At 71.0% G+C, this 22,411-nt stretch carries 25 protein-coding genes and 1 tRNA gene; 15 read left to right on the top strand and 11 right to left on the bottom strand.

What is annotated here, in order from left to right:
* Positions 1-49: 49 nt before the first annotated feature.
* From ACFPFQ_RS39870 to ACFPFQ_RS39860, 3 genes are all read right to left on the bottom strand, one after another.
* Positions 50-1,639 (bottom strand): class I adenylate-forming enzyme family protein, encoded by a 1,590-nt coding sequence (locus tag ACFPFQ_RS39870; RefSeq protein WP_379628439.1) that lies wholly within the window; start codon positions 1,637-1,639, stop codon positions 50-52.
* 65 nt (positions 1,640-1,704) lie between these two features.
* Positions 1,705-2,130: a nuclear transport factor 2 family protein gene (locus ACFPFQ_RS39865; RefSeq protein WP_379628438.1), complete on the bottom strand. Its 426-nt coding sequence runs from the start codon at positions 2,128-2,130 to the stop codon at positions 1,705-1,707.
* On the bottom strand, positions 2,127-3,056 hold the full coding sequence (locus ACFPFQ_RS39860; RefSeq protein ID WP_379628437.1) for a zinc-binding dehydrogenase: 930 nt from the start codon (positions 3,054-3,056) through the stop codon (positions 2,127-2,129). The genes ACFPFQ_RS39865 and ACFPFQ_RS39860 overlap by 4 nt, the downstream gene beginning before the upstream one ends.
* A gap of 128 nt (positions 3,057-3,184) precedes the next feature.
* On the opposite strand from ACFPFQ_RS39860, the gene ACFPFQ_RS39855 reads away from it, so the two are divergent.
* Positions 3,185-3,553, top strand: coding sequence for a winged helix-turn-helix transcriptional regulator (locus tag ACFPFQ_RS39855; RefSeq protein WP_379628436.1), 369 nt, complete (start codon positions 3,185-3,187; stop codon positions 3,551-3,553).
* 6 nt (positions 3,554-3,559) lie between these two features.
* Here ACFPFQ_RS39855 and ACFPFQ_RS39850 read toward each other — a convergent pair whose 3' ends face one another.
* Complete coding sequence (locus ACFPFQ_RS39850) at positions 3,560-4,726, bottom strand: acyl-CoA dehydrogenase family protein (RefSeq protein ID WP_379628435.1); 1,167 nt, start codon at positions 4,724-4,726, stop codon at positions 3,560-3,562.
* The gene (locus tag ACFPFQ_RS39845; protein WP_379628434.1) at positions 4,727-5,926 is read right to left on the bottom strand and encodes an enoyl-CoA hydratase-related protein; all 1,200 of its coding nucleotides are present in this window, start codon (positions 5,924-5,926) and stop codon (positions 4,727-4,729) included. It abuts the gene before it with no gap.
* Positions 5,927-6,048: 122 nt separating this feature from the next.
* On the opposite strand from ACFPFQ_RS39845, the gene ACFPFQ_RS39840 reads away from it, so the two are divergent.
* From ACFPFQ_RS39840 to ACFPFQ_RS39830, 3 genes are read left to right on the top strand one after another with little or no spacing between them, the layout of a single operon-like run.
* Positions 6,049-6,540, top strand: coding sequence for an ester cyclase (locus tag ACFPFQ_RS39840; RefSeq protein ID WP_379628433.1), 492 nt, complete (start codon positions 6,049-6,051; stop codon positions 6,538-6,540).
* Positions 6,537-8,018 carry an AMP-binding protein gene (locus ACFPFQ_RS39835; RefSeq protein WP_379628432.1) on the top strand — a complete coding sequence of 494 codons (1,482 nt, stop codon included), beginning with the start codon at positions 6,537-6,539 and terminating at the stop codon, positions 8,016-8,018. Before ACFPFQ_RS39840 ends, ACFPFQ_RS39835 begins: the two co-directional genes overlap by 4 nt.
* 10 nt (positions 8,019-8,028) lie before the next feature.
* Complete coding sequence (locus ACFPFQ_RS39830) at positions 8,029-8,616, top strand: TetR family transcriptional regulator (RefSeq protein ID WP_379628431.1); 588 nt, start codon at positions 8,029-8,031, stop codon at positions 8,614-8,616.
* Positions 8,617-8,754: 138 nt separating this feature from the next.
* On the opposite strand, the gene ACFPFQ_RS39825 is transcribed toward ACFPFQ_RS39830, so the two are convergent.
* Entirely contained in the window at positions 8,755-9,543 is a 789-nt protein-coding gene (locus ACFPFQ_RS39825) for an SDR family NAD(P)-dependent oxidoreductase (protein ID WP_379628430.1), read from the bottom strand.
* A 61-nt stretch (positions 9,544-9,604) separates the two neighbouring features.
* Between ACFPFQ_RS39825 and ACFPFQ_RS39820 the strand changes: the two genes are divergently transcribed.
* Genes ACFPFQ_RS39820 through ACFPFQ_RS39800 form a run of 5 tightly spaced genes read left to right on the top strand, consistent with a single transcriptional unit; the run spans position 9,605 to position 13,053 of the window.
* A complete protein-coding gene (locus ACFPFQ_RS39820) occupies positions 9,605-10,840 on the top strand; it encodes an aromatic ring-hydroxylating oxygenase subunit alpha (protein ID WP_379628429.1) in 1,236 nt (411 codons plus the stop codon).
* Positions 10,837-11,322, top strand: a complete 486-nt coding sequence (locus ACFPFQ_RS39815; protein WP_379628428.1) for an aromatic-ring-hydroxylating dioxygenase subunit beta — start codon at positions 10,837-10,839, stop codon at positions 11,320-11,322. Before ACFPFQ_RS39820 ends, ACFPFQ_RS39815 begins: the two co-directional genes overlap by 4 nt.
* Positions 11,322-11,528 (top strand): hypothetical protein, encoded by a 207-nt coding sequence (locus ACFPFQ_RS39810; RefSeq protein ID WP_379628427.1) that lies wholly within the window; start codon positions 11,322-11,324, stop codon positions 11,526-11,528. The genes ACFPFQ_RS39815 and ACFPFQ_RS39810 overlap by 1 nt, the downstream gene beginning before the upstream one ends.
* A complete protein-coding gene (locus ACFPFQ_RS39805) occupies positions 11,525-12,253 on the top strand; it encodes an enoyl-CoA hydratase/isomerase family protein (protein ID WP_379628426.1) in 729 nt (242 codons plus the stop codon). The genes ACFPFQ_RS39810 and ACFPFQ_RS39805 overlap by 4 nt, the downstream gene beginning before the upstream one ends.
* A complete protein-coding gene (locus ACFPFQ_RS39800) occupies positions 12,250-13,053 on the top strand; it encodes an enoyl-CoA hydratase/isomerase family protein (RefSeq protein ID WP_379628425.1) in 804 nt (267 codons plus the stop codon). Before ACFPFQ_RS39805 ends, ACFPFQ_RS39800 begins: the two co-directional genes overlap by 4 nt.
* Here ACFPFQ_RS39800 and ACFPFQ_RS39795 read toward each other — a convergent pair.
* The 3 genes from ACFPFQ_RS39795 to ACFPFQ_RS39785 form a co-directional block, all read right to left on the bottom strand.
* Positions 13,040-14,110 carry a fatty acid desaturase family protein gene (locus ACFPFQ_RS39795; protein WP_379628424.1) on the bottom strand — a complete coding sequence of 357 codons (1,071 nt, stop codon included), beginning with the start codon at positions 14,108-14,110 and terminating at the stop codon, positions 13,040-13,042. The two genes, ACFPFQ_RS39800 and ACFPFQ_RS39795, sit on opposite strands and share 14 nt — an antisense overlap.
* A 128-nt stretch (positions 14,111-14,238) precedes the next feature.
* Positions 14,239-14,712: a cupin domain-containing protein gene (locus ACFPFQ_RS39790; RefSeq protein WP_379628423.1), complete on the bottom strand. Its 474-nt coding sequence runs from the start codon at positions 14,710-14,712 to the stop codon at positions 14,239-14,241.
* 83 nt (positions 14,713-14,795) lie between these two features.
* Positions 14,796-14,872, bottom strand: a tRNA-Leu gene (locus ACFPFQ_RS39785).
* A 141-nt stretch (positions 14,873-15,013) separates the two neighbouring features.
* On the opposite strand from ACFPFQ_RS39785, the gene ACFPFQ_RS39780 reads away from it, so the two are divergent.
* From ACFPFQ_RS39780 to ACFPFQ_RS39755, 6 genes are all read left to right on the top strand, one after another.
* Positions 15,014-15,652, top strand: a complete 639-nt coding sequence (locus tag ACFPFQ_RS39780) for an ANTAR domain-containing response regulator (protein ID WP_379628422.1) — start codon at positions 15,014-15,016, stop codon at positions 15,650-15,652.
* Positions 15,653-15,865: 213 nt separating this feature from the next.
* Complete coding sequence (locus tag ACFPFQ_RS39775; protein WP_379628421.1) at positions 15,866-17,044, top strand: branched-chain amino acid ABC transporter substrate-binding protein; 1,179 nt, start codon at positions 15,866-15,868, stop codon at positions 17,042-17,044.
* 101 nt (positions 17,045-17,145) lie between these two features.
* Positions 17,146-18,108, top strand: a complete 963-nt coding sequence (locus ACFPFQ_RS39770) for a branched-chain amino acid ABC transporter permease (RefSeq protein WP_379628420.1) — start codon at positions 17,146-17,148, stop codon at positions 18,106-18,108.
* Complete coding sequence (locus ACFPFQ_RS39765; RefSeq protein WP_379628419.1) at positions 18,105-19,253, top strand: branched-chain amino acid ABC transporter permease; 1,149 nt, start codon at positions 18,105-18,107, stop codon at positions 19,251-19,253. The genes ACFPFQ_RS39770 and ACFPFQ_RS39765 overlap by 4 nt, the downstream gene beginning before the upstream one ends.
* An 83-nt stretch (positions 19,254-19,336) precedes the next feature.
* The gene (locus tag ACFPFQ_RS39760; RefSeq protein ID WP_379628630.1) at positions 19,337-20,068 is read left to right on the top strand and encodes an ABC transporter ATP-binding protein; all 732 of its coding nucleotides are present in this window, start codon (positions 19,337-19,339) and stop codon (positions 20,066-20,068) included.
* Positions 20,065-20,808: an ABC transporter ATP-binding protein gene (locus tag ACFPFQ_RS39755; protein ID WP_379628418.1), complete on the top strand. Its 744-nt coding sequence runs from the start codon at positions 20,065-20,067 to the stop codon at positions 20,806-20,808. Before ACFPFQ_RS39760 ends, ACFPFQ_RS39755 begins: the two co-directional genes overlap by 4 nt.
* A 19-nt stretch (positions 20,809-20,827) precedes the next feature.
* On the opposite strand, the gene ACFPFQ_RS39750 is transcribed toward ACFPFQ_RS39755, so the two are convergent.
* Together ACFPFQ_RS39750 and ACFPFQ_RS39745 are read right to left on the bottom strand one after the other, a co-directional pair.
* Positions 20,828-21,403 carry a DUF4352 domain-containing protein gene (locus ACFPFQ_RS39750; protein WP_379628417.1) on the bottom strand — a complete coding sequence of 192 codons (576 nt, stop codon included), beginning with the start codon at positions 21,401-21,403 and terminating at the stop codon, positions 20,828-20,830.
* Positions 21,400-22,149, bottom strand: a complete 750-nt coding sequence (locus ACFPFQ_RS39745; protein ID WP_379628416.1) for a barstar family protein — start codon at positions 22,147-22,149, stop codon at positions 21,400-21,402. The genes ACFPFQ_RS39750 and ACFPFQ_RS39745 overlap by 4 nt, the downstream gene beginning before the upstream one ends.
* Between the last annotated feature and the right edge of the window lie 262 nt (positions 22,150-22,411).

Raw genomic sequence — 22,411 nt, 5'->3', positions numbered from 1 at the left:
TGCCATGATCAAAAGGCCCTTTCGATCATGACAACGTCGTTCTCGACGGTCAGGAGAGCTCGGCGCGCAGCACGAACTTCTGCACCTTCCCGGACGGGGTGTGGGGCAGTTCGGCGCGGAAGAACCACCGCACCGGCACCTTGAACGGGGTGAGCCGGGCCAGGCAGTGGTCGATCAGCTCCTGCTCCAGCCCCGGTTTCACGGGCTCGTGCGTGGTGACGACCGCCGCCACGATCTCGCCCCACCGCTCGTCGGGCAGCCCGATCACCGCCGACTCCGCCACGGCCGGGTGCGCCGCGAGCGCGATCTCGATCTCGGCGGGGGAGATGTTCTCGCCGCCGCGGATGATCAGCTCCTTGAGCCGCCCGGACAGCGTGATCATGCCGCGCTCGTCCATCGAACCGAGGTCGCCGGTGTGCAGCCAGCCCTCGGCGTCGACGGTGGCGGCGGTTGCCTCGGGATCGTCGAAGTAGGACAGCATCTGGTTGTAGCCCCGCGCGCAGATCTCGCCGGCGACCCCGAGGGGCTGCACCGCGCCGGTAGCGGGGTCGACGATCCGCGCGCCGGTGTGCGGCAGCGGGCGCCCGACGCTCGTGACGAGGTCCGCGCGGCTGTCGCTGCGCCGGGTCAGGCTCAGCACCGGGGAGAGCTCGGTTTGGCCGTAGAGGTTGTGCACGGACGCGCCGAACGTCTGCTCCACCGCCTCGATCATCGTGCCCGGCACCGTGGACGCCCCGACGAGCACCGTGTCCAGCTGCGGCCCCGGTCGGTCGCCCTGCAGCGCCGCGTGCAGCACGGCTCCCAACACGGTCGGCACGCTGAACAGCACCGACGCCTGCCACTGCGCCATCTCGGCGAGCACCTCGGCCGGATCGAACCTCTCGATGAGCACCACCGCGCCGCCGACGAACGCCGGGCCGAGGTGCGAGATCACGCAGCCCGCGGTGTGGAACGCCGGCAGCGGCGCGATCGTCACGGCACCGGGTGCCACCTCGGCGGTGAGCATCGTGAACCGGGCGTTGTTCACCAGCGACCGGTGCGACAGCAGCACCCCCTTGGGTCGCCCGGTGGTGCCGGAGGTGAACTGCATCATCGCCGGCGCGCCCGGCTCGCTGAGCTCCTCGGGGTCGACAGGGCTGCCGTAGAGCCGCCCGACGTCGGACAGGCTGATCACCTCGTCCAGCTCCGGGATGCCCGGGGTGACCTGCTCGACCACCGCCGCCATGTCGTAGGTGCGCATCCGGTCGGCGTGGATCAGCACCGAGGCCCGGGACAGGCGCAGGGCGTGGTCTAGCTCGGCCGGACGCAGCGCCGGGTTGAGCGCCACCAGCGTGACGCCCGCCAGCGCCGCCGCGTACTGCACGATCGGCCACTCGGCCACGTTCGGCGCCCAGAGCGCGACGTGATCGCCGGGCTCGGCCACCGACAGCAGGCTCCCGCAGGTGTGCCGGGCCGCGCTGAGCAGCTCCGCGTAGGTCCACGACCGGCGCTGACCGGCATGGGTGGTGGCCACCAGCGCCATGGCATCGGGGTGGCGCCGCACCTGCTCGCGCAGCAGGCCGCCGACCGTCTCCTCCAGCACGGGGAGGGACTCGTCCGGTGGCCGATCGGACAGGTGCAGAGCGGTGGCGGTCTCCACGCGTACCTCCGATGTGGTGGTGCACACTTCTTTAATCGGAAGTAGAACCGATGCTCCGCACGGGGTCAATCGGCCGCCGGTCCATCGGATGGGGACCCGAACAGCACCTGCGCCGCGTGGTGGGTGTCCAGGTACTCGCGCACCTCGCTGATCCGCCCGTCCCGGACGACGAACACGCCGCAGTACTCGTTGGCGTAGTCGAGCCCGGTGGCGGCACCCCGCCCGCGCACCGACCACTCCAGCACCGCGCGGTCGGCTCCCGCCACGATGTCGCCGAACGTGAACTCCTGGGTTCCCGGCACGAACAGCACGCCCGCCGACGTCAGGAACTCCATGATCTCGGCGCGGCCGTGCCGCATCCCCGCGAGCGGGGTGTCGCCGTGCAGCCACCAGGTGGCGTCCTCGGCGAAGCTGTCCTCGATCGAGGCCAGGTCGACTGCGGTGAGCGCGTCGAGGTACGCGACCAGCACCGCGCGCGGCGTGGCGCTCATGACGCCACCGCCAGCACGACGTTGCCGCGGACCTCACGGTTCACCAGTGCCCGCACCGCGTCCGGGGTCTCGCCCCAGTCCCGCACGCTGTCGATCTCCGGGTGCAGGTGCCCGTGCTCGACGAGCCGTGCCGGCGTGGCGAGGTCGCCGGCGACGGTGCGGTCGTCGTCGAGGTAGTGGAACTTGCGCAGGGTGGCGTTCGCGCCACCCGTCCAGTCGAAGAAGTCGAGCGTGACGGGTGTGCGGCTGGCCTGGCCCAGCCACAGCAGCGTGCCGCCGTCGGCCAGCTGTGACCACACCGCGGGGAACACGGCCCCGCCCACCGACTCGATCGCGACATCGAACGGGCCGATCGCGTCGCCGACGTCGAGCGCGATCTCGGCGCCCATCGCCGCCAGCCGCTTCCCCCGTTCCGGCGTGGACACGACGGCCGTGACGAGGGCGCCCTGCGCTGCGGCCAGCTCCACGAGGTAGTGGCCCACCCCACCGGACGCGCGGGTGAGCAGCACCCGCTTGCCCGCGAGCGAACCGAGTACCCGCACCACCCGCAGCGCCGTCAGCCCGGCCAGCGGGAGCGCGGCCGCGGTCCGGGTCGACACCGCTGCCGGCAGCACCGCCACGGCGTCGACCGGCACCACCGCGAACTCGGCCCAGCCCGCGGACGCGACGTGGCCCACGACGCGCGTGCCCACGGGCAGGCCTGCGACACCGGACTCGGCCACGGTTCCTGCGATGTCCTTGCCGGGACGCCACCCGGGTGCCGGTTGCGGTAGCGGGCCTCCCGGCTCCAGCAGGAACGTCTCCCCGCGGTTGATCGAGAACGCCTCGACGGCCACCAGCACCTCGCCGGGGCCGGGCCGCGGCCGGTCGACGGTCGTCCAGTCGAGCGGCCGCTCCGGCCGTCCCGTACCGGTCCACGCACGCATGATCCACTCCTGTGCTCGGGGCTGAGGCTGCTGCCACCGCCTGCGTGGACCACGCTAGGAACCCGGGCAACCCGGCGGAAGAACGCACTCCAAGGTGGTATAGGTACCCGGTGGATACCGTCGACGACGTGCTCGGATGGGATGTGCTGAGCGCCAACTGCCCCACCCGTCAGGTGCTCACCCGGGTCGGCGACAAGTGGACGATGCTCGTGGTCACCGCGCTGACCGCATCGGACGTGCTGCGGTTCTCCGAGCTGCGCCGCCGCGTCGAGGGGGTGACGCAGAAGATGCTCACCCAGACGCTGCGCCACCTCGAACGCGACGGCCTGGTCAGCCGCACCGTCTACCCCACGGTGCCTGCCACCGTCGAGTACCGGCTCACCGATCTCGGGCGTGAGCTGGCGGCCACCGTGCACGTGCTGCGCAGGTGGTCCTACGCCAACATCACGCAGATCGAGGCGGCGCGCGCAGACTTCGACGCCCGAGCCGTTCAGTAGCGACGTTCAGTAGGAGCGCGGCAGCCCCAGGCTGTTCTGCGCCACGAAGTTGAGCACCATCTCCCGGCTCACCGGTGCGGTCTTGAGCATGCGCGCGACGAACCACAGGTCCGCCAAGCCGTACTCGAGCGCCATGCCGTTGCCGCCGTGGGTCTGCATGGCCTGGTCCAGTGCCCGCAGCGACGCGTCGGCCGCCGCGAACTTGGCCATGTTGGCGGCCTCCGCGGCGTCGGCGCCCGCATCGAACAGCTCGGCAGCCCGGTAGGCCATCAAGCGGGCCAGCTGCACGCCGATGTAGGACTCGGCCAGCGGGTGCGCCACGCCCTGGTGCGCGCCGATGGGCGAGTTCCAGACCGACCGCTCCTGGGCGTAGCGGGCCGCCTTGGCCAGCGCGTAACGCGCGATGCCGTTGCTGATGCAGGCCGCGGTGATCCGCTCCGGGTTGAGGCCGGCGAACACCTGGCGCAGCCCCTTGCCCTCCTCGCCGATCAACGCCTCCGGCCCGACGGGCACCGCGTCGAAGAAGACCGTGAACTGGTGCTCCGGCTGCTGCAGCGCGGCGTCGATGCGGGTGTAGCTCAGGCCCGGCGCGTCGGTCGGGACGACGAACAGCGACAGCGGGTGGCGCCCGCTCGGACCCGGTTGCGGTGAGCGCGTGACGACCAGCACGGCATCGGCCTCGTCGATGCCCGATGTCCAGTACTTGGTGCCGCTGATCCGCCAGCCGTGGGCGTCGGGGTGCGCGGTGGTGGTGATCGCGTGGCTGTTGGAGCCCGCGTCGGGCTCGGTGATCGCGAAGGCCATCTTGAGCGTGCCGTCGGCGATGCCGGGCAGCAAGCGCTGCTTGAGCTCGTGGCTGCCGTGGGCGTCGATGATGGAGCCGCAGATGGCGGGCGAGATCACCATCATCAGCAGCGGGCAGCCCTGCGTCGAGGCCTCCTCGACGACGACGGCCAGGTCCGACATCGTGCCGCCGCCACCGCCGTAGGCCTCCGACAGGTGCACGCCGAGGAAGCCGGCCTGGCCGAGGTCCTTCCAGAGCTCGGTGGGCTCCTCGTGGGCCTTGGCCTTGGCCATGAAGTAGTCGTGGCCGTAGCGGCCGACGAGCTTCCCGACCGCGGCGCGGAGCGCGGCGCGCTCCTCGGTGTCGGCGACGACGGACGTGGGGCTCATTCAGTCTCCGATGAATCGGGGGCGGCGTTTCCCGGCGAACGCGGCGATGCCCTCCGCGGCGTCGGTGGTGGTGGCGGCCTCGGTGATCACGGCCTTCTCCGCGGCGAGCTGGCCGCGCAGGTCGGTGTCGAAGCTCTGCCGCAGCAGCCGGCGCATGCCGCCGAACGCCCGCGTCGGGCCGGTGGCCAGCCGGGTGGCGATCGCGGCGGCCTCCTCCTCGACGGCGGCGTCGGGCACGACCCGGGTGACCAGCCCCCATTCGAGCGCTTCGGCGGCCGAGAGTCGCCGGTTGAGCAGGAACATCTCCTGCGCCCGGCGCAGTCCGATCAGCCGGGGCAGGTACCAGCTGTTGCCGCCGTCGGCGGTGAGCCCGATGCCGCCGTAGCCGACGGTGAAGACGGCGTCCTCGGCCGCGACGACCACGTCGGCGGCGCACACCATGCCCAGACCGCCACCTGCGGCAGCACCCCGGACGGCCACGACGAGCGGCGCGTCGATCTCCGTGAGGCGCTCGAGTGCGAGGTGGTAGTCGTCGATCGAGCGGCGCAGCACGGCGGGCAGGTCGGCGTGAGCGGTGCCGGCGAACAGGTCGATGTCGCCGCCCACGGTGAACATCGGCCCGTTGCCCCCGAGCAGGACCGCGCGCACGGAGTCGTCCTCCGCGATCCGGGTGGCGGCCTCGGACAGGTCGGCTGCGACGGCCTCGTTGATCGCGTTGTTGTGCTCGGGCCGGTTGAGCCGCAGCGCGGCCACCCCGTCGGTGATGCGCAGCGTGAGCGTGGTGAACGGCGACGCGGCGGCGGTCCAGCGGGCGGTGTCGGTGTGCTGCTCCAGCGCGCTGATCCGACCGTCGGTCACGGTGATCAGGTGGGCGAACGCGGCGTCGACGGGCCCGCCGCCGTGGCGCCCGGTGCCCGTGTAGCGGCCGGTGACGAGCAGCCGGCCGTCCTCGAGCGGGAGGAACTGCGCGGCCTCGGCGCGGGCGGCGAAGTGGCGGCCGATGCCGCCCCAGCCGTCGGCACGCATGGCGTCGGCGCCGCGGTACTCGCCGCCGATGCCGAACGGCATGCCGTCGGCGAGCACCCCGTGGAATTCGGGGTGCAGCAGGGTGTCGAGCTCGGGTCGGTCGCCCGTGGCGAGCGCGGCGTACAGGCGCCGGGCGAGCTCGGCCGGGGGCGCGGTCACCGTCAGCGGGTCCACGTCAGCTCCTCAGAATTTAATCGAGAGTAGACAGCGCGGCCGGATGCGGTCAACGCCTGGCGCAGATTATCTAACCTCTGATAAATTCTGCAAGTCGTTAGGTTTTTCGGCTGGAGGCCCCCATGACCGCATCGACCGACACCGGCACGCTGGACCACGCGTTCGCGGTGCGCTGGTACCAGAGCTGGATCGACGCGTGGAACAGCCACGACCCCGAGCAGGTGAAGGCGATCGTCACCGACGACTTCGTGCTCGACAGTCCCACCACCCGCCATACCGGCTGGCACGTGCAGGGTCCGCAGGCCGCGAGCGACTACGTCCGCTACGTGCTGGGCGCCTACCCGGACCTGATCTGGGAGGTCGTCGCGCCGCCGATGTTCGCCGACGGGCTGCCGCGGGCGGCGTTCAGCTGGCGGGGCACCGGCCACTTCAGCGGGACGCTCACCCCGCCCGGCATCCCCGGCAACGGGCGGGCGTTCGCGTTCGCCGGCCTGGAGGTCTTCGACTTCCGCGGTGACCGCGCCTGCTATCTCAACGCGTCCTACGATCTGCTCGGGCTGATGCGCCAGATCGGGGTCTACCGCGGTGCGACGGCCGACGGGCGGACCCGGTGACGGCGAGCCTGCGCGAGCTTCTCGAGGGGCGCGCGCGGTCGAACCCCGATGACGTCGTGCTGGTCGGACCGGGGGAGCAGGTCACCTGGGCGCAGCTGCACGAGCGCGCCGTGCGGGTGGCGGCCGGGCTCGTGCGCGACGGGGTAGGCGTCCAGGAACGGGTGCTCTACCTGGGGAAGAACGATCTGCGCTGCTTCGACGTGCTGTTCGGCGCCGCGCTGGCCGGGGCGATCCCGACGCCGCTGAACTGGCGGCTCGCACCGCGGGAGCTGGCGGCGATCGCGGCCGACAGCGGCGCGACGGTGGCGTTCGTCGACCCGGAGCTGGGCGAGCTGCCGGTGCGCAGCGTCGCCATCGGCGAGATCGGGAGCTGGTGGGGGCCGGCCGACGACCCGGGCGTCGCCGCCGAGCCCGACCACATCGCGTTCCAGCTCTACACGAGCGGCACCACCGGCCGTCCCAAGGGCGCGATGTTCGCCAACGGCACCAACCTGCGGGTGTTGCTCGACGACATCTCCGTGGCGTGGGGGTTCACGCCCGCCGACACGAGCCTGGTCTGCATGCCCCTGTTCCACATGGGCGGTGTCGCGTGGGCGCTGGCCGGGATGGCGCGCGGTGCGCGCGGGGTGGTGGTGCGCGACTTCGTGCCGGCCACGGTGCTCGACGTCATGGAGCGGGAGCGGGTGACCACGGCGTTCTGCGTGCCCGCCATGCTCGCCGCGCTCTGCGCCGTGCCGGGCATCGACGCCCGTGCGCTGGCGCTGCGCCAGATGATCTACTCCGGCTCGCCGATCAGCACCACCGCGCTGACCGCCGCGATGAAGGCGCTGCGCTGCGACTTCGTGCAGATCTACGGTCTGACCGAGGCCACGGGCGCGTTCGCGCAGCTGCCGGCGGCCGACCACGACCCCGGTGGCCCGCGCGCGGGCCTGCTGCGCTCGGCGGGACGGCCCTACCCGTGGGTGGAGGTGCGCGTCGACCCGCCGGGTGGGATCGGCGAGATCCTCACGAGGTCGGAGCAGAACCTCGTCGGCTACTGGAACCAGCCCGAGGAGACCGCTCGCGCGCTCACCCCCGACGGCTGGCTGCGCACCGGTGACCTCGGCCACCTCGACGACGAGGGCCGGATCTTCCTCGTCGACCGGGCCAAGGACCTGATCATCACCGGCGGTGAGAACGTCTACCCGGCCGAGGTGGAGAACGTGCTGGCCGCGCACCCGGCCATCGCGGAGGTGGCGGTGATCGGGGTGCCCGACGAGCGCTGGGGCGAGACGGTGAAGGCGATCGTCCTCGCGCGGGAGGGTGCGACGGTGGACGCCACCGACGTGATCGCGTTCGCGCGTGGCGAGCTGGCGCGGTTCAAGTGCCCCACCAGCGTCGACGTCGTCGCGACGCTGCCCCGCACGGCCACCGGCAAGGTCGTCAAGACCGAGTTGCGGGAACCGTACTGGCGCGGCCACGATCGTCGGATCAACTGACGGGGAGTCCATGAGCACCGCGACGAAGGGCGTGCGCACGCGGCGCCGGCTGCTCGACGCGGCGGCCGCGGAGGTGGCGCGGCACGGCGCCGCCCGGGCCAGCCTCACACAGATCGCCGTGGCGGCCGGGCTCAAGACCGGCAGCATCTACTTCCACTTCGCCTCGAAGGACGAGCTCATCGAGACGATGCTGGCCGACGGCCTGCGCGAGACGCTGCGCTACCTCGACGACGCGCTGGCCGCCGTCCCGGACGCCGCCGATGCGCGGGGCCGCCTGCGGGCGGCGATCCGCGCCCACCTCGACGCCCTGCACGAGCTCAACGACTACGCGGCGGTGGTGCTGGCGCTCGACACGGCCGCCGACGGCCCGGCCGCCGCCGAGTACCACCGGCTGCGGCGCGTGTACGGGCGACAGTGGATCGCGCTGATCGAGGACGCGCAACGGGCGGGGGTGCTCACAGCGGCCGTCGACCCGCGCACCGTTCGCGAGCTGATCGTCGGGGCGATGAACGCGGGGTTGGTGGGGCTGGGGCCGGGTGGCCGGTCGCCTGCCGAGACGGCCACGGCGCTCGAGGCGCTGCTGGGGCTCGGGGGGTAGCGGTTCGGCGTCCGCACTGGCAGGCCGCGTTCGATCGGCGATGGCAGGAAAGCCACTTTCCCGCAACGTCGTTGCAGGAAAGTGGCTTTCCTGCAACGGGGCGGGCGGGGCGGGGCTCGAGCCGGGCACGGGGCCGCCTCACGGCATCGCCGAACCCCCACCCACCGCCACCACCTGCCCGGTCACCTGCCGTGCCACGGTCTCGGACGCCAGCCACAGCACCGTGTTGGCGATGTCGTCGGGCGTGGTCGGCCGCCGCAGGGCCTGGGTCTTCAGCACCGCGTCGAGCTGCTCGTCGGTGAACAGCGGCCCGGCCCACACGCTGCTGGCCCCCACCGCATCGGCATCGGGCGGGACGACGAGGCCGGGTGCGACGACGTTGGCCCGGATCCCGTACCGCCCCTCCTCCCTCGCCACCGTGCGGGCCAGTGCGATCAGCCCGGCCTTGGTCGTGCCGTAGATCCCCTGCCGGACGGCGCCGAACGCGGCGTCGCTGGACAGGAACACCACCGAGCCCTGCCCGGCCGCGCGCATCGGGCCCAGCGCGGCCTGGGTGCAGTCGATGGCCGCGAACAGGTTGACCTCGATCGTGTGCTGCCACAGCGCGCGGTCGGTCTGCTCGACGAACCACCCCGGCCTGCTCCAGCCGGCGTTGTTGACCAGCACGTCGACCCCGCCCCACGCCTCGACGGCCCGCCCGATGGCCGCCGCGCCCGCGCCTTCGGCGGTCAGGTCGAGCGCCAGCGCCTCGGCCGCCGCCGCGCCGAGCTCGGCCAGCTCGCCGCGCACCCGCTCGGCCTGCTCCCCGTCGATGTCGACGATCAGCACCCGCGCGCCCTCGCGCGCGAAACCGTGGGCGATGCCGCGCCCGATGTTGGCCGCGCCGCCGGTGACGACGACGCGGGCCCCGGCATGTCCGAGCTGCATTTGCGCCCACTTTCGGTGTCGGCTAGTCTTTAATCTAGATTAAGAAATGGGGCGGGTCCACATGCGCTACGACGAACTGGTGCAGCCGCAACGGGTGCACGGGTCGCTCTACACCTCGCCGGAGATCTTCGCCGACGAGCTGGCGAAGATCTGGTACCGCTCGTGGGTCTACGTCGGTCACGTCAGCGAGATCGCCGCGCCGGGCGACTACGTGCGCAAGAGCATCGGCCCGCAGGACGTGATCATGTCCCGCGACGCGGGCGGCGAGGTGCACCTGCTGCTCAACCGCTGCGCCCACCGCGGCAACCTGGTCTGCGAGGCGGACAAGGGCAACTCCAGCTCGTTCCGCTGCCCGTACCACGGCTGGACCTACCGCAACTCCGGTGAGCTCATCGGCTACCCGTTCCCGCAGGGCTACGGCGGCCGCGGCAAGCTCGACGAGCTGGGGCTGGGCCGGGTGCCACGCATGGCGGTGTACCAGGGCTTCGTGTTCGGCAGCTTCGCCGCCGACGGTCCGAGCCTCGCCCAGCACCTCGGCGACGCGGCCGGGGAGATCGACCGGCTGGTGCGCCTGTCACCCGAAGGCGAGATCGAGGTCAAGGCCGGCTGGCTCAAGCACCGCGCCCGGGCCAACTGGAAGCTGCTGGCGGAGAACGAGACCGACGGCTACCACCCGCAGTTCGTGCACGCCTCGATCTTCAGCGTGGCCGAGAGCGGCATCGGGGCGCTCTACGGCGAGAAGTCCACGGCCGTCACACGCGCGCTGGGCAACGGCCACAGCGAGAACGACCTGCGTCCGGAGTTCCGCAGGCTGGGTGCGCCGCTGGGCTGGTTCGGCACCACCGAGGCCAAGGTGCCCGACTACGTCGCCGCGATGCGCGCGCTGCACGGGCCGGCCGCCGAGGACATCCTCGTCGAGGGCGCGCCGCACGTGATGATCTTCCCCAACCTGTTCATCGCCGAGATCAGCATGTTCACCATCCAGCCGCTGGCCGCCGACCTCACCGTCCAGCACGTCACGGCCGTGCAGCTCAAGGGCGCGCCGGAGATGAACAGGCGGATGCTGCAGCAGTGCGTCGGGTCCGTCGGGCCCGCGGGGCTGCTGCTGGCCGACGACACCGAGATGTACGAGCGCAACCAGGTCGGGGTCGCCGAGCTGCGCCCCGAGTGGCTCGACGTGCGCCGCGGCGCGCACCGCGAGCACGTCGACGAGCGCGGCCTGACGGTCGGCGGCGCCACCGACGAGACGGGGATGCGCGGGTTCTGGGCGCACTACAAGGAGCTGATGAGCGCGTGACGGCCGCGACGGAACTCGACATCCGCGTCCTCGAGCAGTTCCTCTACCGCGAGGCCCGGCTGGCCGACGAGCACGACTACGACGGCTGGGAGTCGCTCTGGACCGATGACGCCCTCTACTGGGTGCCTGCGGGCGCCGACGACACCGACCCGATGACGCAGATGTCGGTGGTGCACGACAACCGCAACCGGATCTCCACCCGGATCAAACAGCTCAAGACCGGCCGCCGGCACTCCCAGACGCCGCGCTCGCGGCTGCGCCGGGTGGTGTCCAATGTGGAAGTGCTCGATGGTGAGGGACCGGAGGTCACGGTCGAGGCCAACTTCGTGCTCGTCGAGTCGCGGGAGCGGGGCACGCAGCTGTGGGCCGGCCGCTACACCTACCGGCTGCGCCTCGTCGACGGCGCGCTGCGGATGGCCTACAAGAAGGTGGCGCTCGTCGACAACGCGCGCGTGCTGCCCACATTGGCGTTCCTGATCTGATGGAGATCATCGGCAACGAGTTCGCCCAGGTCGCCGTCAGCGTCGACGGGGACGCCAACAGCCCCCGCCTGCGCCTGGAGGACCGCCGCACCGGGCGCGTCCGCTACCTCGACGCGCTCGAGCTGGAGACGCTGGTCTGGCTGCCCGACGGTCACCTGCGCCGGCTGCTCGACCCGGCCGCGGACCGCTGGCGGGAGGACACGTGAGCAACCCGGTCCTGCTGCGCGTCGACGGGGAGGTGGCACACGTGCTGCTCAACCGGCCGCAGGCGCGCAACGCCATCACGATCGAGCTCGCGGCGGCGCTGCGCGACACGTTGACGGCGGCGGCGCAGCGCGCCCGCGTCATCGTCATCCGCGGTGCCGACGGCACCTTCTGCGCGGGCGGTGACCGCGCCGAGGTCGCCCGGCTGCGCGAGCAGGGTGCCGCCGCGCTGCGCCCGCTGTTCGAGACGTTCATCGGCGCCTGCGAGCTGATCGCGCGGCTGCCGGTTCCGGTCGTCGCCGCCGTCGAGGGCGCCGCGGTCGCGGGCGGGTTCGAGCTGGTCCAGTCGGTGGACATCGCGATCGTGCGCGACGACGCCGTGCTCGCCGACAACCACGCCAACGCCGGGATGATCCCGGGCGGAGGTGGCTCGCAGCGGCTGCCCCGGCTCGTCGGGGTACCGCGGGCGCTCGGGCACATCCTCACCGGCGACCGGCTCACCGGCGCCGAGGCCGCGGCCTGGGGCGTCGTCTACCGGTCGGTGCCTGCCGCCGGGTTCGAGGACGCCGTCGCGGCCCTCGTCGCGAACCTCGCGGGCAAGGACCGCGCCGCGCTCGCGCGGATCAAGCAGCTCGTCCGCACCGGGATGGCGGGTTCGCTGACCGACGGCCTGGCCATGGAGGTCGAGGCGACGCTCGCCCATCTCACCGAAGAGGGAGAACCGTGAAGCTGATCGACAGCGGCCACGTCCTGCTCGACCTCGACGACGACGGCGTCGGGCACCTGCGCCTCAACCGGCCCGAGGCGTCCAACGGGATGGACGTGCCGTTCCTGCGCGCCCTCTACGACGCGATCATGCGCGCGCACGGTGAACCCGGCCTCCGAGTGCTCCTGCTCACGGGGGAGGGCCGCAACTTCTGCGCGGGCGGCGACGTCAAGACGTTCGCGAGCAAGGGCGCGGCGCTGCCGGACTACCTGCGCGAGGCCACGTCCTGGCTGCAGGTCTGCGTGCAGGGGCTGCTCGGGCTGCAGGCGCCGGTGATCGCCGCCGTGCACGGCTACGCGGCAGGGGGCGGTGGGTTCGGTCTGGTCTGCGCGTCGGACCTGGTGATCGCGGGGGAGTCGGCCCGGTTCATGTCCGGGGCCACCCGGGTCGGCATGGCGCCCGACGCCGGGTCGTCGGTCACGCTGGTGCAGCTCGTCGGCGTCCGGAAGGCGATGGAGATCTTCCTGACCAACCCGACGCTCACCGCTGCCGACGCGCTCGCCATCGGCCTGATCACGCGGGTCGTGCCCGACGACGACCTGCACGACGAGGCACTGGCGCTCGCCCGCACGCTCGCCGCCGGAGCACCGAAGGCGCTCGGGGCCACCAAGCGGCTGGTGTGGTCGGGGCTGGGAGCCCGCGTGGAGGCCCAGCTTCCCGAGGAGGCCCGCACGGTGGCTGAGTTGTCCGGTACGGCCGATTCGCGCGAAGGGCTGGCCGCGGTGCTGGAACGCCGCGCGCCGCGCTTCACGGGCCGCTGACGGCGCCCTTCACCGGCGGTGTCGCCAGCACGCCGACGTCGTCGAGATAGCGCAGCACGTGAGCGTAGGAACCGGTCAGTGTCGTCTCGACGTACGCGACGTCGTGCTCCATGCAGAACGCACGGACCGGCGGCTTCGCGCGCCGCAACGACATGCTGGGCATGCTCGGGAACAGGTGGTGCTCGATCTGGTGGTTGAGCCCGCCCATCGCCATGTCGAGGAACCGGCTGCCGGCGATGTTGCGGGACGTGAGCACCTGGCGGCGCAGGTAGTCGAGCTCGTCGGAGTCGCTCAGCACGGCCATGCCCTTGTGGTTGGGTGCGAACGTCGAGCCGAGGTAGAGCCCGAACAGGCCCTGGTGGACCGCGACGAACGCGACCGCCTGCCACGGCGGCAGCACGATCACGATCGCGGCGACGTAGGCGACGCCGTGGATGCCGAGCAGGACCGACTCGATCACCCGGGGCCGGTCGGTCGGCCGCGTGACCAGCGCGCGGACGCTGGCGACGTGCAGCGCGATCGCCTCGAGCAACAGCAGCGGGAAGAACAGCGCGGCCTGGTGCCGGGCGACCGCCCGACCGAACGCGCCGCCGCGGTCCTGCGCCTGAGCCGGCGTGAACGCGACGACGCTCACGGCGATGTCGGGATCGCGGTCGACGTGGTTGGGGTTGGCGTGGTGGCGGTTGTGCTTGTCGATCCACCAGCTGTAGCTCAACCCGATCAGCAGGTTGGCGCACACCAGTCCCAGCAGGTCGTTGGCCCGCCGCGTGTGGAAGACCTGGCGATGCCCGGCGTCGTGACCGAGGAACCCGATCTGGGTGAACACGATCGCCAGCACCGCGGCGACCGCGAGCTGCCACCACGACGGACCGAGCAGGCCGAAGGCCGTCCACGCGGCGGCGTAGATCCCCAGCGTGACACCGATCCGCACCCAGTAGCCGCGGGTGCGCCGTGCCATCAACCCGGCCGCCTTCACCTCACGGGAGAGCTCGGCGAACTCGCTGCCTCGTCGGGTTTCGGGCACCGCAGCACCCGTTACGTCACCATTGCGCGTCATCGTCACACCTCAGGGCCACCGGAATCGGTGTCGCCAAAGGGGTCCGGAGCGACGCCCCCAGCATTCCAGTCCGGTCACCCGGCTGTCCACCGGACGGCCGGGGCCGGCCCCGGCCGGGCGCTGGTGAATCAGCCGGTCACGAAGGAGAAGCCGTACTTCCCGGCGACGGCGGCCATCGCCACGATGTCGGCCGGGTCCAGCGGCGGGGGGATCGCACCGCGCGTGCCCGGGGCGCCGATCTCCGGGAACATGCCGTCCATGCCCGCTGGGCTGTACAGGAACAGCATCCGCGCCGGGCCGTCACCGGTGTTGCGGTAGCTGTGCGGGGTGTCGCGGGGCACGTACAGCACGGAGCCGGGACCGGCGTCGTGCGTGGTGCCGGCCACCGTGAACGACATCGCCCCGTCGAGCAGGACGAACGTCTCCTCCTCGCCGTGGTGCATGTGCGGCGGCGGGCCCGCGTCGGGCATGACCAGCGCCTCGAGGAGCGTGAAGGCGCCACCGGTCTGTGCCCCGGACAGCAGCGTGGTGTAGGTGTCCCCGACCAGGAACACCGTGTCGCCCTCGTCGGCTCCGACGTGGACGGGACGCAGATCTGACATGGAGATCCTTACCGGGTGAGGTACTGCTGCGCGCCGTCACTCGGAGGTCTGCGGGCATCCGTTACACGGCGAACCGCAACCTGTGGTGCCCCCGGTGGGATTCGAACCCACACTGGACGGTGTTTGAGACCGCTATCTCTGCCGGTTGGATTACGGGGGCGCGCCGGGCCGTCGGGCCCGCGATCAGCTTAGCGATCGCCCGATCGGGCTCCGCAGCCCATCGGAGATCACATCCGGGAGGCCCCGCCACCCGGCTATTCTGAATCCTTCCGGATAGACCACCGGTGTAAGGAGAAGACCAGTGAGCCAGCAGGTTTCCACTGAGAGCACGCCCGCGTCCGACGTTGTGCCCCCGGTCGGCCTGCGCGTGCTGGTCGTGGAGGACGAGGCGCTGATCCGCCTCGACCTCACCGAGATGCTGACCGAAGAGGGCTACGTGATCGCCGGTGAGGCGGGCGACGGGGAGCAGGCCATCGAGCTGGCCCGCAGCCTGCGTCCGGATCTCGTGATCATGGACGTCAAGATGCCGAAGATGGACGGCATCGCCGCCGCCGGTGTCATCGTCGAGGACCGGATCGCCCCGGTCGTGATGCTCACCGCGTTCAGCCAGCGCGACCTCATCGAGCAGGCCAGGGACGCGGGCGCGATGGCGTACCTGGTCAAGCCGTTCGCCCGCCACGAGCTGGTGCCCGCGATCGAGCTGGCCGTCTCCCGGTTCGCCGAGAAGCGCGCGCTCGAGGACGAGGTGGCCTCGCTCACCGACCGGCTCGAGACGCGCAAGGTCGTCGACCGCGCCAAGGGCCTGCTGATGTCGCGTCAGCAGATGTCCGAACCGGACGCGTTCCGGTGGATCCAGCGCACGGCGATGGACCGCCGCACCACGATGAAGGCGGTCGCCGAGGCCGTCGTGGACGGGCTCGCCGCGCCCAAGGAATCGTGAGCATCACGTACTAACCGGGTCGCCGTATTCCTCACCCTCCGCTGTTGGCGTGGTCACTCATCGCTCGGGCTCGGTTGCGTTCCGGTAAAGGAGCAGCCCGGGATGGTGACGTGGTCGTACTGCGTCGCTAGCGTCCGGCCAGTTCTCGACATGCGTGAGAACGCGACGGTGTCGGGGCGTCGTGCACCGGAAGCAGTACGGAAGGAACTCAGTATGAGTCGGAAGCGGATGGTTGTCGCTGCGGCGACCCTGGCCGGAGCGCTGGTGCTCACCGCCTGTGGTGGCGGTGGGGGCGCGGCCACTGGCGGCGGGGGCGGTGGTGGCGGCGACACGCTGAAGATCGGCTTCATGGGCGACCTCACCGGTGAGAACTCCGGCATCGTCATCCCGCCGTTCAACGGCGCGAAGCTGGCGATCGACGAGTACAACGCGACGAACCCAGCCAAGAAGATCGAGCTCGTCAAGTACGACAGCCAGGGCAGCGCCGACCAGGCGGTCCCGCTGACCCAGCAGGCGATCAACACCGACAAGATCGTGGCGCTCCTCGGCCCGGCCTTCTCCGGTGAGTCGAAGGCGGTCGGCCCGATCCTGGAGCAGGCCAAGATCCCGAGCATCTCGGCATCGGCCACCAACCCGGGGCTGGCCCAGAACGGCTGGAAGTTCTGGCACCGCGTCGTCGCCAACGACTCCGACCAGGGCCCCGGCATCGCCGACTTCCTGATCCGGGCCAAGGCGCCGAAGAACGCCTACGTCCTGAGCGACGACCAGGAGTACAGCGTCGGCCTCGCCGACGCCGCACTCGCCGCCCTGAAGGCCAAGGGCGTCACCGTCGAGCGCGACCAGTTCACCAAGGACGCGTCCGACTACTCCTCGACCGTTGCCAAGGTCAAGGCTGCCAACCCCGACGTGATCGTCTACGGCGGGTACTACGCGCAGGCCGGGCGTCTGCTCAAGCAGCTGCGTGACGGCGGCGTCACCGCCACCTTCGCCAGTGGCGACGGCTCGCTCGACCCGGGCATCATCCAGGGTGCCGGCGCGCCGGCCGCCGAGGGCGCCGTCCTCGCCTGCCCGTGCAACATCCCCTTCGGTGCCACCAGTGGTGTCCTGAAGGACTTCACGGACAAGTACAAGAAGGCGTACAACACCGACCCGGCGATCTACTCGACCGAGGGCTACGACGCGGCCACGCTGTTCGTCGACGCCATCAAGGCCGGGAAGACCACCGCAGAGGACATCAACACCTTCGTCTCCGCCGAGAAGCTCGACGGTGTCTCGAAGAAGATCGCCTTCAAGGCCAACGGCGAGCCCGACGTGAACTCCATCTTCATCTACCAGGTGAAGGGCGGAGCGCTGACGCTGCTCGGGCCGTCGACCGAGGCGAAGATCGGCTGACGCACTGCTGAGCGGGGAGCGGTTGCCACCCCTTCGGTGGCAGCCGCTCCCTGGTGCTCGACCGACGCGCCCATGCCGGCTCCGAACAGCCTGAAGGTTCCGTGATAGAGGACTTCCTCCAACAATTCCTGCCGAGCACCGTCGGTGGACTGGCGATCGGCGCGATCTACGCGCTCGTCGCGCTGGGCTACACGATGGTCTACGGCGTCCTGCGACTGATCAACTTCGCGCACTCCGAGATCTTCATGATCGGGAGCTACGCCGCGCTCGGGCTCATCACGGTCGTCGGCGTCTCCGCCCCGCTGACCGGTATCGCCCTGTTCGGCCTGCTGCTGGCCGCGATCATCGTGTCCGCACTCGTCGCAGGCGGCTCCGCGGTCCTGCTCGAGGCCATCGCCTACCGGCCGCTCCGCAAGCGCGGCGCCCCGCGGCTCGCCGCCCTGATCTCGGCGATCGGTGCCTCGCTCTTCCTGCAGGAGCTGTTCGCGCTCTTCGTCATCCCCAACGTCTTCCACCGGCCGGGACGCATCGACACGGCAGTGCCGCGCATCGTCAGCCGCGATGTCCTGTTCAACATCGGCAACGCCGAGATCCGCACCGACCAGGTCATCGTGGTCCTCGCCGCGGTCGTGGTGATGATCCTGCTCGACCAGCTGGTCGCGCGCACCCGCATCGGTCGCGGCATCCGCGCCACGGCGCAGGACCCGGAAGCCGCCGTCCTGATGGGCGTCAACATCGACACGATCGTCCGGCTCACGTTCCTGCTGGGCGGTGCGATGGCGGGCGTGGCGGGCGTGCTCTACGCCATGGAGTTCGAGAACCTGCGGTTCAACATCGGGTTCATCCTCGGCATCAAGGCCTTCACCGCCGCCGTGCTCGGCGGTATCGGCAACATCCGCGGTGCACTGCTGGGCGGCGTGCTGCTCGGTCTCGTGGAGAACTGGGGCGCGATCTTCTTCGGCTCCCAGTGGAAGGATGTCATCGCGTTCCTCATCCTCGTGATCGTGCTCCTGTTCCGCCCGACGGGCATCCTCGGCGAATCACTGCAGAAGGCGCGCGCATGACCCACTACGACAAGTCCACGATCAAGCGCAGCCCGCTCGCCAGGGCGCGCGGGGCTGCCGGCGGACTCTCCGACGGCATCCGGGACTGGTGGGGCGACGCGCCGAAGTGGCAGCGCTGGGTGGTCTACGGCGTCGTGCTGCTGCTGGCGATCGTCGCGCCGAGCCCGATCATCGGGTCGTTCATGTCGCCCTACACCGACTGGACGTCGTTGCTGTTCAACCCGATCGGCACGTTCGTGCTGCTCGCGATCGGGCTCAACATCGTCGTCGGCCAGGCGGGCCTGCTCGACCTCGGGTTCGTGGCCTTCTACGCGATCGGCGCGTACACGCTGGCCTACCTGGGCACGGCGCACGGCTGGCCGTTCTGGCCGACGCTGATCCTCGGCATCTTCATGGCCGCGGTGTCCGGCGTCATCCTGGGCGCACCCACGCTGCGGCTGCGCGGTGACTACCTCGCGATCGTCACGCTCGGGTTCGGTGAGATCGTCCGCATCACCGCGGTCAACACCAACGAGATCGGTGGGGCGCGCGGCATCACGCCGATCCCGCACCCGCCCGCCATCTTCGGGGTGGAGTTCACGCTCAACCCGTTGCCGTACTACTACCTGCTGCTCGCGTTCATCGTGCTGACGATCATCTTCTCGATCCGACTGCAGCGCAGCCGGGTGGGCCGGGCGTGGACGGCGATCCGCGAGGACGAGGACGCCGCCGAGTTGATGGGCGTGCCCACGTTCAAGTTCAAGCTGCTGGCCTTCGCGCTCGGCGCCATGGTCGGTGGGCTCGCGGGCACGATCTTCGCCAGCAAGGTCATCTTCATCGCGCCGACGAACTTCCCGTTCATCCTGTCCGCGACGATCCTCGCGGCGATCCTGCTGGGCGGCGCGGGCAACCTGCCCGGCGTCATCCTGGGCGCGTTCGTCGTCGCCTGGCTGCCGGAGCGGTTCCGCGGGTTCGCCGACTACCGCATCCTGGTCTTCGGTGCGGCGCTGGTGCTCGTGATGGTGCTGCGGCCCGAAGGCCTGCTGCCGTCCCGGCAGCGCCGGGCGGAGATCAAGGAAGGCACCGGCGGTCTGGGCGGGCTCGGGGCCGAGGTCCCCTCGCCCGACAGCGATCCGGACGCCGCGGCAGTGGAGGCGTCCCGATGACCGGAACCGAGAGCCCGAGCCCGGCCACCGCGGCGGCGACCACCACGGCAGGCAAGCCCCTGCTCGAGCTCGACCACGTCACGATGCGCTTCGGCGGTGTCGTCGCGCTCAACGACGCCCGGCTGGATGTGCGCGAGGGCGAGATCTTCGCGCTCATCGGTCCCAACGGCGCCGGTAAGACCACGGTCTTCAACGTCGTCACCGGCGTCTTCTCGCCGAGTGAGGGGGAGATCCGGTTCGCGGGCTCCCGCATCGACGGGATGAAGCGCAACAAGGTCACCAAGACCGGCATCGCGCGGACGTTCCAGAACATCCGGCTCTTCCACAACATGACGGCGCTGGAGAACATCATGGTGGGCGCCGACGCCCACCACCGCACCGGCGCCATCGGCGCGTTCCTCAACCTCCCCTGGCACCGCGCCGAGGAGAAGGACGGCCGGGAGAAGGCCCGCGAGCTCATCGAGTTCGTGGGGATCGGCGCCCGCGCCGACGAGGCCGCGAAGAACCTGCCCTACGGCGACCAGCGCCGGCTGGAGATCGCCAGGGCGCTGGCCACCAACCCGCGGCTGCTCCTGCTCGACGAGCCCGCGGCCGGTATGAACCCGGCCGAGAAGATCGCGCTGCAGGCGCTCATCCGCAAGATCCGCGATGACGGGCGGACCGTGCTGCTGATCGAGCACGACATGGGCCTGGTGATGGACATCAGCGACCGCATCGCCGTGCTCGACTTCGGACAGCTGATCGCCGAGGGGCTGCCCCGCGAGGTGCAGCGCAACCCGAAGGTCATCGAGGCCTACCTGGGAGCTCCCCAATGATGCTCGAGGTCACCGATGTCGCGGTGTACTACGGCAAGATCGCGGCACTGAAGAACGTGACGCTGTCGGTCGACGAGGGCGAGATCGTCGCCCTCATCGGCGCCAACGGCGCCGGCAAGACCACCACGCTCAAGACGATCTCCGGTCTGCGCCCGCTCGCCGCGGGCTCGGTCGTGTTCGAGGGCAAGGACATCAGCCGGATGCCGGGCCACAAGCGGGTCCGGGTCGGGATCGGGCAGGCGCCCGAGGGCCGGGGGGTGTTCCCCGGCATGACCGTGCAGGAGAACCTCCTCATGGGTGCCTACACGCGCAAGGGGTCGTTCACCGCGGAGCTCAACGAGGTGTACGAGCTCTTCCCGCGCCTCGCCGAACGCCGCACGCAGAGCGGCGGCACGATGTCGGGCGGCGAGCAGCAGATGGTGGCGATCGGCCGCGCGCTGATGGCCAAGCCGCGGGTGCTGCTGCTCGACGAGCCGTCGATGGGGCTCGCGCCGATCCTGGTGCAGCAGATCTTCTCCATCATCAAGGAGATCAACAACCGCGGCACCACGGTGCTGCTGGTGGAGCAGAACGCGCAGCAGGCGCTGCAGCTGGCCGACCGCGCCTACGTGCTCGAGACCGGGCGCGTCGTCAAGGGCGCGGTGGCGTCGGACCTGCTCGACGACCCGGCCGTGCGCGCCGCCTACCTCGGCGGTGACCTCGACGTCGAGGGTGCGGCCGAGGTGGCGGAGCAGAGCTGACCCAGCAGGCTCCTCGCGATCAACGACCGGCGTCGACAGGGATGTCGACGCCGGTCGTGTCGCTGAAGTCGGCGAGCGTGGGGCCGCCGAACACGCGCAGTGCCGTGGCCTTCGCGTCGACCGGAACGTCGTAGTACAGGTCGAACTCGAGCCGGTCGTTCGCCCCGATCTCGATCTGCCCCGGCTGCCGCTTGATCAGCATCCCCTGGCTGTCGGGAGCGTGCTGCGCGCCGTCCGCGGTGAGGAGCAGCTGGCGGTTCGTGTCGAACGGGACGTTGGTGCGCCCGTTGTTGGTGACGACGAGCCGGATGCGCAGGAACTGCCCCTTCGCGGGCCACTCCGCATGGCTGCCCAGCAGGGTCTTGAGCCCGGTCGTCAGCCCGATCAGCTCGAACACCGTGTCGCCCTCGTTGGTGGCGACGGGCTTCAGCGCGATCTCGTCGGGACGCACCGGGCGGGGCGGGAGCTCGTACACCGCGGCGGGCGGTGGCGCCGGCGTTGCCGGCGCCGCGGTGCAGGCCGTCGCCAGCGCGCTGACGGCCACGATCGCCGCAAGGCTCGCGCGACCGGAGCCGGAGTGGTGTCGACTCGTCATCGCCGTGTCCATTCGTTGCCGCTGCCGGGATAGAGCACGAGAAAGCCATGGCGGTAGGACACGTCGAGTGCGAGGACGATCTGCGCCGCCAGCGCCGGCTCGCGGCGCAGCACGCGCTGGAGCCCGTCGGCGACGACGACCCCGTTCGCGGGTGGCGCCGCCGCGATCGCGTCGATCACGGCGTCGATGTCGGCTGCGGACCGGATCCGTTCGAGGTCGACGGTGAGTGCTCCAGGAATGCGCGGAGCGGAAGCGACCATGAACGGTTCTCCGCCCCGGGGGAGCAAGCCACTCCAGGGGCTGGGATCGGCCGGCCGCGGCGCGTCGGGAAGGTGCCGGCGCGGCGCCTCGAGATCCCGTTCGGTCGCGACGGCGAGGGTCCAGGTGAATCCTTCTGCGGTCCAGCGTCGTGCTTCGTCGGCGGCATTCAGCAGGAAGTGCAATGCGCGGTGCGGATCGCGGGCGAGCAGCGGGAAAGCACCGTCCACCACCATCAGCAACGGGAACTCGGTGTCCTCCGCGATGTCGTCGCTCGCGTCGTCGAAGGAATCCCAGCCCGAACCGCAGTAGTCGGGGAACGTGAACACGGTGCGGAGCGCGTCGAAGATGTCGACATCGTTGGCGGCCGCGCCGATGGAGATGCGGCCCACCCGCACGCCGTGCGCCCGGGCGGCGGTCAGCAGAGTGGTGAGTGCGGCCTCGGTGAGCAGATGCGGCTCGTCGCCCGGGAGCAGTGGTTCGAGCACGTCGTAAGTCTAGGGCGATCGTTGACCATGGCAACGGGGTTGACCTACACTCCGCCTCGCCACGATCCTCGAACACCGGTTGTTGACTGCTCACGACTGGTCGTCTCGGGAGGCTGTGGTCCAGGGCGCTTCTGCTGTCGTCGTCGCGGATGTTTCCCTGGTGGGCCACGCCGGTATGCCGCGCCGCCCCTGCCCCTGTCCCTTGCCGCGCCCGGATGCTGACGCTGCCGTCCGGGCCCTCCCGTGAACGGTGGCTCCTGCA

Source organism: Pseudonocardia sp. GCM10023141 (assembly GCF_042653605.1).
Note: the sequence above shows the minus strand (reverse complement) of the source record. Positions and strands in the feature narration are given on the sequence as shown.

Coding starts and splice junctions, on each gene's coding strand:
- ACFPFQ_RS39865 (WP_379628438.1), bottom strand. CDS start 2,130: ATGAGCGCCACGCCGCGCGCGGTGCTGGTCGCGTACCTCGACGCGCTC.
- ACFPFQ_RS39860 (WP_379628437.1), bottom strand. CDS start 3,056: ATGCGTGCGTGGACCGGTACGGGACGGCCGGAGCGGCCGCTCGACTGG.
- ACFPFQ_RS39850 (WP_379628435.1), bottom strand. CDS start 4,726: ATGAGCCCCACGTCCGTCGTCGCCGACACCGAGGAGCGCGCCGCGCTC.
- ACFPFQ_RS39840 (WP_379628433.1), top strand. CDS start 6,049: ATGACCGCATCGACCGACACCGGCACGCTGGACCACGCGTTCGCGGTG.
- ACFPFQ_RS39830 (WP_379628431.1), top strand. CDS start 8,029: ATGAGCACCGCGACGAAGGGCGTGCGCACGCGGCGCCGGCTGCTCGAC.
- ACFPFQ_RS39825 (WP_379628430.1), bottom strand. CDS start 9,543: ATGCAGCTCGGACATGCCGGGGCCCGCGTCGTCGTCACCGGCGGCGCG.
- ACFPFQ_RS39820 (WP_379628429.1), top strand. CDS start 9,605: ATGCGCTACGACGAACTGGTGCAGCCGCAACGGGTGCACGGGTCGCTC.
- ACFPFQ_RS39810 (WP_379628427.1), top strand. CDS start 11,322: ATGGAGATCATCGGCAACGAGTTCGCCCAGGTCGCCGTCAGCGTCGAC.
- ACFPFQ_RS39795 (WP_379628424.1), bottom strand. CDS start 14,110: ATGACGCGCAATGGTGACGTAACGGGTGCTGCGGTGCCCGAAACCCGA.
- ACFPFQ_RS39790 (WP_379628423.1), bottom strand. CDS start 14,712: ATGTCAGATCTGCGTCCCGTCCACGTCGGAGCCGACGAGGGCGACACG.
- ACFPFQ_RS39775 (WP_379628421.1), top strand. CDS start 15,866: ATGAGTCGGAAGCGGATGGTTGTCGCTGCGGCGACCCTGGCCGGAGCG.
- ACFPFQ_RS39765 (WP_379628419.1), top strand. CDS start 18,105: ATGACCCACTACGACAAGTCCACGATCAAGCGCAGCCCGCTCGCCAGG.
- ACFPFQ_RS39760 (WP_379628630.1), top strand. CDS start 19,337: ATGCGCTTCGGCGGTGTCGTCGCGCTCAACGACGCCCGGCTGGATGTG.
- ACFPFQ_RS39755 (WP_379628418.1), top strand. CDS start 20,065: ATGATGCTCGAGGTCACCGATGTCGCGGTGTACTACGGCAAGATCGCG.
- ACFPFQ_RS39750 (WP_379628417.1), bottom strand. CDS start 21,403: ATGACGAGTCGACACCACTCCGGCTCCGGTCGCGCGAGCCTTGCGGCG.